This window comes from Pseudomonas yamanorum, assembly GCF_013386765.1.
Classification (GTDB): Bacteria; Pseudomonadota; Gammaproteobacteria; order Pseudomonadales; family Pseudomonadaceae; genus Aquipseudomonas; species Aquipseudomonas yamanorum_A.
The window spans coordinates 89,985-103,011 of the sequence record NZ_JACARE010000027.1; the positions used below are offsets into that span (position 1 = coordinate 89,985).

Below are 13,027 nucleotides of genomic sequence, written 5' to 3' on the forward strand. Positions count from 1 at the left end.
GAATGCTTGAGGTTGATGCGCCTTTGTGGCGAGGGAGCTTGCTCCCGTTCGACTGCGCAGCCGTCGCGAAAAGCCGGGGCTGCTGCGCACCCCAGCGGGAGCAAGCTCCCTCGCCACAAGAGCCTTAGCCGCACTCAATCACATGGATTTTCTGTGAACTTTGTCGAGGTTGTTTATGTTTGATTACTCCGCACGTCCAGAACTGCTCAAGGGCCGGGTCATCCTGGTCACCGGCGCCGGTCGCGGGATCGGCGCAGCGGCGGCAAAAACCTATGCCGCCCATGGCGCCACCGTGCTGTTGCTGGGCAAGACCGAAGCCAACCTGGCGCAGGTCTATGACGAAATCGAAGCCGCCGGCCAGCCACAGCCCGTGGTGATCCCGTTCAACCTGGAGACCGCCCTGCCCCATCAATACGATGAGCTGGCAGCGATGATCGAAAAGGAATTCGGCCACCTCGACGGCCTGCTGCACAACGCCTCGATCATCGGCCCGCGCACGCCGATCGAACAGTTGTCGGGTGAGAATTTCATGCGGGTGATGCACGTGAACGTCAACGCGATGTTCATGCTGACCAGCACGCTGTTGCCGCTGCTCAAGCTGTCCCAGGATGCGTCGGTGGTGTTCACCTCCAGCAGCGTGGGCCGCAAGGGCCGCGCTTATTGGGGCGCGTATGGGGTGTCGAAGTTTGCCACTGAAGGCCTGATGCAGACCCTGGCCGATGAGCTGGATAACGTCGCACCGGTGCGTGCCAACAGCATCAACCCGGGCGCTACCCGCACCAGAATGCGGGCCCAGGCGTACCCAGGGGAGAACCCGACCGATAACCCGACACCGGAAGAAATCATGCCGGTGTACCTGTACCTGATGGGGCCGGACAGTACCGGCATCAATGGCCAGGCGTTTGACGCGCAATAACAACTGACACGGTCTGTGTGGGAGCTGGCTTGCCTGCGATAGCATCACCGCGGTGTGACTTAAACACCGAGGTGCCCGCATCGCAGGCAAGCCAGCTCCCACATTGGTTGGTGGTGTGATTAAAAACTCAGTTCTTCACCACTTCCTCAAGCGTGAAGCGCCCCAACGGGTTTTGCAGGAAGTTGCTCACGTTCTTGCGTGAGATGTTGATGTACGGGCTGTAGTACAGGTCGATCCAGTTCACATCCTGTTTCGCCATTTTCTGCAGGTCGACATACATCTGCTCACGATTGGCCGGGTCGGCCTCGATCCGTGCGGCCGCCACCAGGTCCTTGACCTTGTCGTTCTTGTAGCGGGTCATGTAGTTCTGGTTGGTGTCGTGACCCAGCACGAAGGTGGTCTTCTGGTCCGGGTCGAGGATGTCGTTGGTCCAGTACATCACCGAAATATCGTATTCGCCGTCCACCAGCATCTGCCAGCTTTGGGTCGGGTCGACCTTTTGCAGGTTGGCCGTCACGCCGACCTTGGCCAACTGATCCTTGATCATCACCGCGATCTGCTCGTCGGCTTCGTTGCCGGCGTTGACCACGTAGTTGAGTTTCAAGTCCTGAGCGCCGGCAGCAGCCAGCAGTTTCTTGGCTTCAGTCGGGTCATACGGGCGTTGCAGGTTGTTGGCGTAGTGGTACAGCGAGCCTTTGGGAATGTAGGAATAGGCCACAGTGCCCTGGCCGAAGGTGGCGGTTTTTACCAACGACTGTTTATCGATGGCCATGTCCAGCGCCTGGCGCACTTCCGGCTTGGCCAGCAGGCCGTGGGCATGGTTGATCAACAGGTGATCTTCACGGGTCGACGGGTCGGAGTGGACCACCACGTTCTTGTCTTTTTTCAGCTCTTCAACCCGGGAGAACGGGACGAAGATCGCCGTGTCCAGCTCGTTGTTCTGCACCATGCGCATGCGCGTATTGTCGTCGGTGACCGACACCCACTCCACGCCATCCAGGCTCACCTTGCCGGCCTGCCAGAAGTTCGGGTTCTTCTTCAGGATCACCCGATCGCCCTTGCGCCACTCGCCCACGGTAAACGCGCCGGAGGTCACCGGGTTCTCCGAGTAGGCGTCTTCGCCCATCTTGGTCATGGCCTTTTCCGACAGGATCGATACCGTCGGCGAAGCCAGTTGCGAGAGGAAGGCGACCGCCGGGGTTTTCAAGGTCACTACCAGGGTTTGCGGGTCGCTGGCCTTGGCCGTGTTGATCAGGCTGAACGGGTCGCTCCACAGCGAGGCCTTGTTGTCGCGGATGCGCAACAGGCTGAACGCGGCGTCGTCAGCGGTGATCGGCGAGCCGTCCGAGAACTTCGCGGCACGCAGCTTGAAGGTATACGCCAGGCCGTCTTTGGAAATGTCCCAGCTTTCTGCCAGCCCCGGTTCCATCTTGGTACCCAGGTTATCCACGCGCACCAAGGTGTCGTAGACGTTGGCGAACACCCAGGTATCGCGGTTCTGCGCGCTTTTGATCGGGTCAAACGTGGTGCTGTCTTCGCGGCAGCCGATGGTGAGCACACCCGCCGCGTGGGCGATACCGGCGGTCAGCGACCAGGCGGTGAGCGTGGCGGCGGCGAGCAACTTCAAGTGACGGGATTGCATGTCATAACTCCTTGTCTATAACGGCGGTTGTTCACGAGTGGCAGATAGGGTCAAAGGCTCTTCAAGCACGCAACTGTACCGATGCGTTTGCACAAAATGAGTCGGCGGCAATACCTCGGCACAAACTGCGCGCGCATGCCGGCAACGCGGGTGAAAGGCGCAGCCATTGGGCAGTTTCAGCGGGCTCGGTGGCTCGCCTGGCAACGGTTCGCTGGGCAGCAGGCGGTACGGATCAATCTCCGGAATCGCCTGGATCAGGGCCGCCGTGTACGGATGACGCGGCGTGGTGAACACCGCTTCCACCGGGCCTTCCTCGACGATTTTCCCCAGGTACATCACCGCCACCCGGTCGCACAGACGGCGGACGATGGCCAGGTCGTGGGCGATAAACAGGATCGCCAGGTTCATGCGCTGTTGCAGTTCCAGCAGCAGGTTGATGATCTGGCCCTGGATCGACACATCCAGGGCCGCCACACATTCGTCGGCAATGATCAGCCGCGGTTCTACCGCCAGCGCCCGGGCAATGCCGACGCGCTGGCACTGGCCGCCGCTGAGGGAGCCAGGCTTGCGGCTGGCAAGCTCGGGGCGCAGGCCTACCAGGTCGAGTAATTCGTCGACCCGGCGCGGGATATTTTCTGACGACACCTTGCGTTGCACCCGCAGCACTTCGGCAATGGTTTCGCCGACCGTCAGACGCGGGTTCAGGGCCGCGTAGGGATCCTGGAAGATCATCGCCGTCTCGTGCCGCAAACGCGCGATATCGACCGGCCCGGCGTGGGCCATATCGATGCCATCAAACACCACCTGCCCGGCGCTGATCGGGTTGAGGTGCAGGATCGCCCGCCCCAACGTACTTTTGCCGCTGCCGGACTCGCCCACCAAACCGAGGGTTTCACCGGCGGCCAGGGTCAAGGACACGCCGTTGACCGCCCTCACCCACTGTTTATTCAGACCCAACAGGCCGCCGCCGGCGGCAGCAAAACGCACCTCAAGGTCATTCACCTGTAACAGCGTCATGGGCGAACTCCCAAGGGATAGTGACAGGCCACCCGCGCGCCTTCCGGCAGCAGCTCGGTGCACAAGGTGCCGACTTGCGGGCAGCGCGGGTTGAACCGGCAGCCCTTGGGCAATGCGTCGAGCAATGGCGGCTGCCCGGCGATGGTGCGCAACAAGGCGTGGCCGCTGCTCGTGGCAGGCTGGCACTCGATCAGGCCGGCGGTGTAAGGGTGTTGCGGGTGCGCCAGCAGCTCGTATTTGCTGCCGTGCTCACACAGGCGGCCGGCGTACATCACGGCGATGGAATCACAGGTTTGCGCCACCACGCCCAGGTCGTGGGTGATCATGATGATCGACAGGCCACGCTGGTCCCGCAGGTCCAGCAGCAGGCGCAGGATCTGCGCCTGTACGGTGACGTCGAGGGCTGTCGTGGGTTCGTCGGCGATCAGCACCTTGGGATTGCAACCCAGGGCCACGGCAATCATCGCCCGCTGGCGCATGCCGCCGGAAAACTCGTGAGGGTAATTGTCGATACGCGCTTGAGGATCGGGAATGCCAACCTGGCGCAGCACTTCGATGGCCTGCAAGCGCGCGTCCTTTTTCGACGCCCCCTGGTGCAGGCGGATGCCCTCGGCGATCTGCTCGCCGATGCGCATCAGTGGGTCGAGGTGGCTGCTGGGGTTCTGGAAAATCATCCCCAGTTGCCCGCCGCGCACCGCGCGCATCCCGGCATCATCCAGCGTGAGCAACTCCTGGCCGGCCAGACGTACCGAGCCGCCTTGCACCCGCAGGCTCGGGGACGGCAGCAAGCGCATCAGCCCCCGACAGGCCATGGTCTTGCCCGAGCCGCTTTCACCCACCAGGCCTAGGATTTCACCTTCGGCCAAGTCGAAAGACACCCGGTCCACCAGCGTCACATCACGCCCGGTGTTATTGGCGATCACGCTCAGGTCGCGCACTTGCAGAAGGCTCATGAGCGGTCCCCCAACACTTGCGCCACACCATCGGCCAGCAGGCTGAAGCCCATGGCCAATGTCACGATGGCCAGGCCCGGGAAGGTGCAGATCCACCAGGCGGTGGTGATGAACGCTTGGCCTTCGGCAACCATGGTGCCCCACTCGGCTGTCGGTGGTTGCACGCCCAAACCGAGGTAGCTGACCGCCGCACCGTTGAGCAGCACCAGCACCGCGTCAGACATCGAGAACACAATCGAGCCGAACATCGCGTTGGGCAACAGATGCCGGAACAGAATGCGCCCATGGCCAAAACCCAGGCTTTTGGCGGCCAGGGCGAAGTCGCTTTCCTTGAGCACCAGGATTTGCGAACGAATCAGCCGCGCGTAGGACACCCAGCCCACCAGCGCCATGGCGATATAAAAGCTCTTCAAGCCCGGGCCGAGAATGGCCATGATCGCCAGCATCAATACCAGGAAGGGGAACGCGAGAATCACGTCGATCACCCGCATGCAGAAGCTGTCGAAACGCCCGCCGATGTAACCGGAAACCGCACCGACAAAGGTGCCGATCAGGAACGGAAAGATCACCCCTACCACTGCCAGTTGCAGGTCGATACGTGCACCCCATATCACCCTCGAAAGGATGTCTCGCCCGTAGTTATCCGTGCCAAATGGATGGGCCTGGCTGGGACCCAGCAAACTGATGTCGGTGTTTTGCGCAATCGGGTCAAAGGGTGCGATCCACGGTGCAAAAACGGCCAGTGCCAGCCATGTCAGCAGAATCAACAGGCCCCAGGCCGCCGTCAGCCGGCCATTGCGAAAACCGAAGCGCAGGCGCAAGCGCCACGGGGCAATCAAGGGGCGGCTGCTCATTGCATTTTCACTCGAGGGTCCAGCGCGACCGTCACCACATCGGCGACAAAGTTGACCAGCACCGTCGCACAAGCCAGCACCATCGCCACGCCCTGCACCACCATGTAGTCGCGGGTGAAGATCCCGCGCACCAGCAACTGGCCGATGCCGGGAATCGCGAACAGGCTTTCGATCACCACCGTACCGCTGATCAACCAGCCGATGTTCACCGCCAGCAGGTTGACCGCCGGCACCAGGGAGTTGGGCAATACGTGGCGACGAAACACCGCCGCCTCCGACAAACCTCGCGCCCGGGCGGCGGTGACGTGATCGGCCTGCAACTCCATCAACATGCTCGCCCGCAGGTTACGCACCAACACCGCCGACAGCGCCAGGGCGATGGTCAAGCATGGCAGGACCATGTGGTGTGCCTTGTCCAGCCAGGTACGCCCATAGCCGGAGACCGGGAACAGCCCCCACTGCACGCTGAGCAACAGGATCAGCATCAAGCCCAGCCAGAACGCCGGCATGCCCAGGCCGACCGTGGTGAACAGCCGGATCAGGTTATCCGCCCAGCCGCCCTTGTTACGTGCGGCCACGGTGGCCATCGGCACCGCGATCAACAGCGCCAGCAGCACGCTGCCGAGCACCAGGAACAAGGTCGGCTCGATGCGGGTGACGATCAGTTTCAGCGCGTCGACCTTGTACAGCAGCGACTGGCCCAAGTCGCCCTTGAGCAGGTTTTTCAGGAAGTAGAAATATTGCAGCCACAAGGGCTGATCGAGGCCGTACTGCGCGCGGATCTTCAGCAACGCATCCGGCGTGCTGCGCGACCCCAGCAGGGCACGCGCCGGGTCGCCGGGAATCGAGCGCACCAGCACAAAGGTGATCAGGCTGATGCCAAACAGCACCGGCAGCAACTGCAGCGGCCGGGACAGCACAAAACGGTAACGCGCCAGGTTCATCCGTCAGCCTCGGTGACGAGCAAGGAAGTCCAGCAGCACCGGGAAGTAAGCCTGGGGCTCTTCGTAGAACGGCATATGGCTGCTGTTGGGAAACACGTGCAATTCAGCGTGGCGAGCGGCGCTTTTCATGCGCATGGCGCAGGCCGGGGTCAGTTCATCGTGCTGGCCGGTGGTGATCAGTATCGGCATTTTGAATTCGGCCATCTCGGGGATGCGGTTCCAATCCTTGAGGTTGCCGATGTAGAGGAATTCGTTGGGGCCCTGCATGGTTTCGTAGGGGCCCATGTTCCAGTCGCCGAGGGAACGCTGGACCGGCGCCGGCCACTCGTCCAGGCGGCAGACGTGGCGGTAGTTGAGCAAGGTGATGGCCGCCTGGTACTGCGGGTGATCGAGGGTGCCCATCGCTTCATGCCGTTGCATCATCGCCACGGTTTCGCTGCCCAGGGCGCCGCGCAGGCGCTCCAGCTCCAGGGACAGGTGCGGAATATCGCCTACGGTGTTTTCCAGGATCAGGCTTTTCAGCGCGTCGGGGTAGTGAATGGCGTATTCGATGCCCAGCCATCCGCCCCAGGAATGCCCTAGCAAATGCACGCGACCAAGGCCGAGGGCCTGGCGCACGGTTTCGACTTCTTCGACATAACGGCTGATTTCCCACAGCGAAACATCAGTCGGTCTGGCTGAAGCGCCCGTGCCAAGCTGGTCGAATGCAACCACTCGCAGGCCGTTGTCCTTGAGCCAGCCATGAGCGTCGCGCAAGTAGTCGCAAGGCAGGCCCGGGCCGCCATTGAGACACAGCAACACCTCATCGCCTTCGCCAAAGCTATAGGCCACGAGGTTGTGACCATCGACTTGCACGTTGTACCGCTGGTCGGGGGCAATTTCACGCCACATGCATACATTCCTTGTTGTGTGTCGGCCCTGGGAATAGTGGCCGTTTAAAGGCCAACACTACCGAGGATGCCGCGCGTCCATAACCTGGTAATTCTTATAGGTTTGGTCTGGCAGTCCTTCGCCGGGGCGTGGCATTCTACTTGCAGCAAGACGAGATTCAAACGAATTCGGGAGCAGAACGGATGCTGGCCAGGCTAACGGCGTTTAATGACCGTCTCATCCCCGGCAGGAGCCTGGATGAACAGATGGACAACACCCTCGTATTGGCCCAGGACCTGGGTTTCGATGCGTTGGTCTACGACTACACCCCCGTGCCCATTGACCATAATGGTGCACTGATCACCCCTTCTGTGCTGCAACTGCGCAATACGCCACCCGACTGGTACAGCTTGTGGTGCAGCGCTGGCTTCTATCAGATCGATCCGGTGCAGCACCTGGCGCTGTCTACGGTTTCACCATTTGTCTGGTCTTACGAGGCCAAGGCCGATACGGCACTGCAAAAGATCATCGACCCCTGCCACGCCCCGGTTTCCAGCTACCTGCACGACCGGCAGATGACCTGCGGCGTCAGCGTGCCGATCCATTTGCCCCGGGGCGGCTTCGCCTCGCTGACCGGCCTGCGCACCGGCAAGGCCAGTACGGTGTTGCAGGACGCCCGCCGCACGTTGTCAGACTTCAGCCTGATTACCCACGCCTTGCAGGAAGCGGCCTACCCGCTATTCAGCAAGGAGCTGCGTTCCTACCCGCATATCCGCCTGACCAAGCGTGAGCGTGAATGCCTGAAATGGGCCGCCGACGGGCTGACCGCCGCCGAGATTGCCACGCAATTGAGCCGGTCCCTGGCCGTAGTCACCCTGCACCTGGCTTCGGCCATGCACAAACTGGGGGCCAAGAACCGGGTGCAGGCGGTGGTACGAGCCACCCACTACCGGTTGCTGGAAGACTGATCCGAAGGAAAAACCTAGCTGTTTTGCTAGTTACTTAAACTTTCTGTGCCGACTATCGTGTGCCTGATCATTTTTTCTCAAGGCAGGGCACGAAATGGAATTCATCGAAACAATCCGCGAAGGTTATGCGGCCTTTCGCGACTACCAAACCTGGTATCGGGTCACCGGCAACCTGGACAGCGGCCTTACGCCGCTGGTCATCCTCCACGGCGGCCCGGGTTGTACCCATGATTATGTCGAAGCCTACAAGGACGTTGCTGCCAGTGGCCACGCCGTCATTCACTACGACCAACTGGGCAACGGCCGCTCCACGCACCTGCCTGACAAAGACCCCTCGTTCTGGACCGTCGGCTTGTTCCTGGAAGAACTGGACAACCTGCTGGACCACCTGCAAATCAGCAACAACTACGCAATCCTGGGGCAATCCTGGGGCGGCATGCTGGGCAGCGAACACGCCATCCTGCAACCCAAGGGCCTGCGTGCGTTTATCCCGGCCAACTCGCCGACCTGCATGCGTACCTGGGTCAGCGAAGCCAACCGCCTGCGCAAGCTGTTGCCTGAAGGCGTGCACGAGACCCTGCTCAAGCACGAACAGGCCGGCAGCTACCAAGACCCTGAATACCTGACCGCTTCGCGGATTTTCTATGACCAGCACGTGTGCCGGGTCAATCCGTGGCCGGAAGAAGTAGCTCGCACATTCGCCCAGGTGGATTCGGACCCGACGGTGTATCACGCCATGAGCGGCCCGACGGAATTCCATGTGATTGGCAGTTTGAAAGACTGGAACGTGATTGGCCGGCTGTCGAAGGTCAATGTGCCGACCCTGGTGATTTCCGGCCGGCATGATGAGGCCACGCCACTGGTGGTCAAGCCGTTCCTGGATGAGATTTCCGACGTGCGCTGGGCGCTGTTCGAAGACTCCAGCCACATGCCGCATGTTGAAGAGCGGCAGGCGTGCATGGGGACGGTGGTGCAGTTTTTGGATGAAGCTTGTTCCTTGCCCCACAAAGCACTCAAGACTGGCTAACCAGCCGTAGCAGCTGTCGAGCCTTGGCGAGGCTGCGTCAGCGGTGTGTCAGATACACCGCTGACGCAGCCTCGCCAAGGCTCGACAGCTGCTACGCAAAGCTCTTCTGCTTCGTCAAACCTCGCTGGTCTGTGCCCTGCCCTGCACCGCCGCTTTCTTCGGCACTTCCGCCAGCAATGGAATCTCTTTGCCCTCGGCATCAAACAGTTTGCCGCCGCTGAAGTAATCCCCATCCCGCAACGCCGCCACATCCTGGAAGCACAAGCTGCGTTCAGTGCCGGCAACAAACACCGACTGCTGGTCCGAGTTGCCGGTAGTGAAGTGGTTGAACGCCAGGTTCAACAGGATCGCCATGATCGCCGACGAACTGATCCCCGAATGGAAAATAGTCGCAAACCAGCTCGGGAAATGATCATAGAAACTCGGAGCCGCAATCGGGATCATGCCAAAACCGATGGAAGTGGCGACGATGATCAGGTTCATGTTGTTGCGGTAATCGACCTTGGACAAGGTACGAATCCCACTGGCCGCCACCGTACCGAACAGCACGATCCCGGCCCCGCCCAGCACCGAAGTCGGCACCGCCGCAATCACCCGCCCCATGAACGGCAGCAGGCCGAGGATCACCAGGAATATCCCGCCGGTGGCGACCACGTAGCGACTCTTGACCCCGGTAACCGCCACCAGCCCGACGTTCTGGGCGAACGCGCTTTGGGTGAACGAACCGAAGATCGGCGCAAACATGCTCGACAGCATGTCGGCACGCAGGCCATTGCCGAGGCGTTTGGAGTCGACCTTGGTGTCGATGATTTCGCCCACCGCGAGGATGTCCGCCGAGGTTTCAACCAGCGTCACCATCACCACGATGCACATGGAAATGATCGCCGCCAGGTGGAAGGTGGGCATGCCGAAATGGAATGGTGCGGGAAAGCCGAACATCGGGCCCTGGGTCACGCTGGAGAAGTCAGCCATACCAAGGAACACCGCGATGATCGTGCCGATCACCATCGCCAGCAGGATCGACAGCCGCGAGATGGTCGCGCTGCCGATCTTGCTCAGCAGTAACACCAGCACCAGGGTCAGTGCCGCCAGGCCGATGTTCGGCATGCTGCCGAAATCCGCGGCGCGGCTGTTACCGCCCATGGCCCACCGGGCGGCGACGGGCATCAGGGTCAGGCCGATGGTGGTGATCACAATGCCCGTGACCAGCGGCGGGAAGAATTTGGTGATTCGTGAGAACACCGGGGTGATCAACAACCCGATCAACGACGCGGCCATCACCGCGCCGAGAATCGCCGGGATGCCGCCCGCGCCATCGCTGCCGACAATCGCCACCATCGTTGCCACCCCGGCAAAGGACACCCCTTGCACCAGCGGCAACTGGCAGCCGAAGAACGGCAGCCCAAGGGTTTGCAAAAGCGTGGCCAAGCCACCGGCAAACAGCGAGGCGGCAATCAGCAAGCCAATATCCGCCGGCGACAACCCGGCCGCCTGGCCGACGATCAACGGTACGGCCACGATGCCGCCGTACATGGTGAGCACATGCTGCAGGCCGTAAGCCATGTTGGCTGCGACGCCGAGATTCTCATCTTCTGGCCGCTGCGGTGACGCCTTCGGGATAGTCATGGTGAGGGGTTCTCTGTTTTTGTTGTGCACTCACTGTATGCAATAGAAAGATTGGATGTCCATAGAGTTGTATACAATCAATTTCACAAAACCATCATAAACGATGTTACAAAAATCCATTCAGCCGCCCTGCCCCGTGGCTTGAAGCGCTGCGCACAAGGACTTGAAAAAAATGCTCAACCGCAAGCTGCGCATTCACGCCCCGGCGATTTACTACTTCGACATGGTTCGCCGCTGCCACTCGATCCGCGAAGCCGCGCGCCGCCTGAACGTCGCCTCTTCGGCGGTGAACCGGCAGATCCTCAAGCTGGAGGATGAAGTGGGCGCGTCGCTGTTTGAGCGGCTGCCCGGCGGGCTGCGCCTGACCGCCGCCGGCGAGATCCTGACCCGTCACGTGAGCATCCTGTTGCAGGATGTGGAACGTGTACGCGGTGAGCTGGACGGTTTGAACGGTGTGCAGACCGGTCATGTGGAAATTGCCACGGTGGAAGGTGCCACCGTGGAGCTGTTGCCCGCCGCCCTCAAGCGCATGCGTGAGCGCTACCCGAAGGTCACCATTGGCGTCACGGTGCAGGGTTCGCAGTCAATTCCAGGCGCGGTGGTCAATGGCCAGGCTGATCTGGGGCTGGCCTTTGCCTTACCGCGCAGCAGCGAAACCATCCAGGTGTGTGTCGGCCATTTCCGCCTGGGCGCGTTGATGGCGCCGGGGCATCCCCTGGCGGGCGAGGCCAGCGTGAGTTACGCGCGCTGCTGTGAACATGGGGTGATCCAGGCCAAGAGCGAGCTGTCGGTTCATCACCTGATCGCGCCTCTGCACAAGCGCTCGGCGGCGACGAACAAACCGCTGCTGCACAGCAACTCCATGGAACTGGCCCGGCAACTGGCGCGCCAGCAACTGGGCATCGCGTTCCAGACACGCATCGGCGTGGAAGTGGATTTGGCCCGCGGTGAACTCCTGCACATTCCGCTGAGCGACCAGGGCGGGATCTTCAGCGACCTCGGTCTGTACGCCCGCAAAGACCGGGACTTGCCGATTGCGGTGCAAGCCATGGCCCATCTGCTCAGTGAAGAAATCAGCTTGCGTGAACATCAGGAAACACCCCGGGCACCGCGTATTTCCTGACTTCCAGGCCAGCTTCAGTGCTGCCGTTTCGGCATCGGCCCAGGCGAGATTCTGTTCTTTGGAACCCACAACGGATGTGCGGATACTGCGCCCGGCGACCCTTGCACGGTTGCCATGAGCCAAAACGCCAAAGGAATTAAAACAATGAAAAAGGCACTGCACGGCGCAACCGTATTACTCACACTGTTCGGCGGCGGGGAGGCTGTCGCGCTGGAGTGGATGAACAACAGCGTAGGATTTCGCTACGGCCAACAGTTCACCAATCCGAACAACCCGGATGAATTCAGCAAGCGCATTTACAGTTTCACCCACGCCAGCGGTTACCAGTACGGCAGCAATTACCTGAACCTCGATGTGTTCCTGTCCGACAGCCGCGACCCGCGCAAGGGTACCGACCACGGCGGCAGCGAGGTGTACGCCGTGTACCGGCACCAGTTGTACGCTTCAAGGGTCTTCGATGTGCCGCTGGGCACCGGGGTGATCAAGGATTACGCACTGACCTTCGGCTTTGACGCCAACCGCAACAACAACCTGGCGTCGGCGAAAAAGCGCGCGCTGGTGATTGGCCCGACCTTGAAGTTCAACACCATCGGCGTGCTGGACCTGAGCCTGATGTACTACAAGGAAAGGAACCATTCCGGCATCCCCGGCGCGAAAGAACCCGACCACACCTTCGACGATACCTACATGCTCAACCTGACCTGGATGCGCCCTTTCGAGATCGGCAACCACGGGGCGAAGTTTCAGGGGTTTATCAATCATGTCGGGGAAAAGGGCGAGGACTTCCACGGCCGCGACACCGCGCCGGAAACCCTGATGCGCACCGCGCTGATGGTGGCGGTGCGCCCGGGCAAAAGCGTCAAGCCCAACCTGTACCTGGGCGTGGGCTACGAGTACTGGCATAACAAGTTCGGTGTGGACGGCGGCCGGGGCAGCCGCACTTCAACGCCGACGGTGAACATGGAAGTGACTTTCTAATCCCCCCATGCTTGCTCAAGGAACCCGATCAACTGTGGGAGCTGGCTTGCCTGCGATAGCGGTGGGTCAGCCAATAATGATGTCGGATATGCCGCCCTCATCGCAGGCA

General features: G+C 61.2%; 12 protein-coding genes. 5 read left to right on the forward strand and 7 right to left on the reverse strand.

The window, feature by feature from the left end; all coding sequences use genetic code 11:
* Window positions 1-175 precede the first annotated feature (175 nt).
* On the forward strand, window positions 176-916 hold the full coding sequence (locus HX875_RS21760) for a YciK family oxidoreductase (protein WP_177045576.1): 741 nt from the start codon (window positions 176-178) through the stop codon (window positions 914-916).
* Between the two features lie 127 nt (window positions 917-1,043).
* Here HX875_RS21760 and HX875_RS21765 read toward each other — a convergent pair whose 3' ends face one another.
* The 6 genes from HX875_RS21765 to HX875_RS21790 are packed head-to-tail and all read right to left on the reverse strand — an operon-like array spanning window position 1,044 to window position 7,217.
* Window positions 1,044-2,558 (reverse strand): ABC transporter substrate-binding protein, encoded by a 1,515-nt coding sequence (locus tag HX875_RS21765; protein WP_177045578.1) that lies wholly within the window; start codon window positions 2,556-2,558, stop codon window positions 1,044-1,046.
* Window positions 2,559-2,573: 15 nt separating this feature from the next.
* A complete protein-coding gene (locus tag HX875_RS21770; RefSeq protein WP_177045580.1) occupies window positions 2,574-3,575 on the reverse strand; it encodes an ABC transporter ATP-binding protein in 1,002 nt (333 codons plus the stop codon).
* Window positions 3,572-4,528, reverse strand: coding sequence for an ABC transporter ATP-binding protein (locus HX875_RS21775; protein ID WP_177045582.1), 957 nt, complete (start codon window positions 4,526-4,528; stop codon window positions 3,572-3,574). Before HX875_RS21775 ends, HX875_RS21770 begins: the two co-directional genes overlap by 4 nt.
* Entirely contained in the window at window positions 4,525-5,382 is an 858-nt protein-coding gene (locus HX875_RS21780) for an ABC transporter permease (RefSeq protein ID WP_003218837.1), read from the reverse strand. The genes HX875_RS21775 and HX875_RS21780 overlap by 4 nt, the downstream gene beginning before the upstream one ends.
* Complete coding sequence (locus HX875_RS21785) at window positions 5,379-6,326, reverse strand: ABC transporter permease (protein ID WP_076017283.1); 948 nt, start codon at window positions 6,324-6,326, stop codon at window positions 5,379-5,381. Before HX875_RS21785 ends, HX875_RS21780 begins: the two co-directional genes overlap by 4 nt.
* Window positions 6,327-6,329: 3 nt before the next feature.
* Complete coding sequence (locus HX875_RS21790; RefSeq protein WP_008437674.1) at window positions 6,330-7,217, reverse strand: proline iminopeptidase-family hydrolase; 888 nt, start codon at window positions 7,215-7,217, stop codon at window positions 6,330-6,332.
* Between the two features lie 182 nt (window positions 7,218-7,399).
* Here HX875_RS21790 and HX875_RS21795 point away from each other — a divergent pair, with 182 nt between their 5' ends.
* Both HX875_RS21795 and HX875_RS21800 read left to right on the forward strand, forming a co-directional pair.
* Window positions 7,400-8,164, forward strand: coding sequence for a LuxR family transcriptional regulator (locus HX875_RS21795; RefSeq protein ID WP_177045584.1), 765 nt, complete (start codon window positions 7,400-7,402; stop codon window positions 8,162-8,164).
* A gap of 94 nt (window positions 8,165-8,258) precedes the next feature.
* Window positions 8,259-9,191 (forward strand): proline iminopeptidase-family hydrolase, encoded by a 933-nt coding sequence (locus HX875_RS21800; RefSeq protein ID WP_177045586.1) that lies wholly within the window; start codon window positions 8,259-8,261, stop codon window positions 9,189-9,191.
* Between the two features lie 114 nt (window positions 9,192-9,305).
* Here the strand turns inward: HX875_RS21800 and HX875_RS21805 are convergent, their stop codons facing one another.
* Window positions 9,306-10,817 (reverse strand): nucleobase:cation symporter-2 family protein, encoded by a 1,512-nt coding sequence (locus HX875_RS21805; RefSeq protein ID WP_177045588.1) that lies wholly within the window; start codon window positions 10,815-10,817, stop codon window positions 9,306-9,308.
* A 172-nt stretch (window positions 10,818-10,989) separates the two neighbouring features.
* Between HX875_RS21805 and HX875_RS21810 the strand changes: the two genes are divergently transcribed.
* Together HX875_RS21810 and HX875_RS21815 are read left to right on the forward strand one after the other, a co-directional pair.
* A complete protein-coding gene (locus HX875_RS21810) occupies window positions 10,990-11,940 on the forward strand; it encodes a LysR family transcriptional regulator (protein WP_177045590.1) in 951 nt (316 codons plus the stop codon).
* A gap of 144 nt (window positions 11,941-12,084) precedes the next feature.
* Window positions 12,085-12,918, forward strand: coding sequence for a nucleoside-binding protein (locus tag HX875_RS21815; protein WP_177045592.1), 834 nt, complete (start codon window positions 12,085-12,087; stop codon window positions 12,916-12,918).
* Window positions 12,919-13,027: the final 109 nt, after the last annotated feature.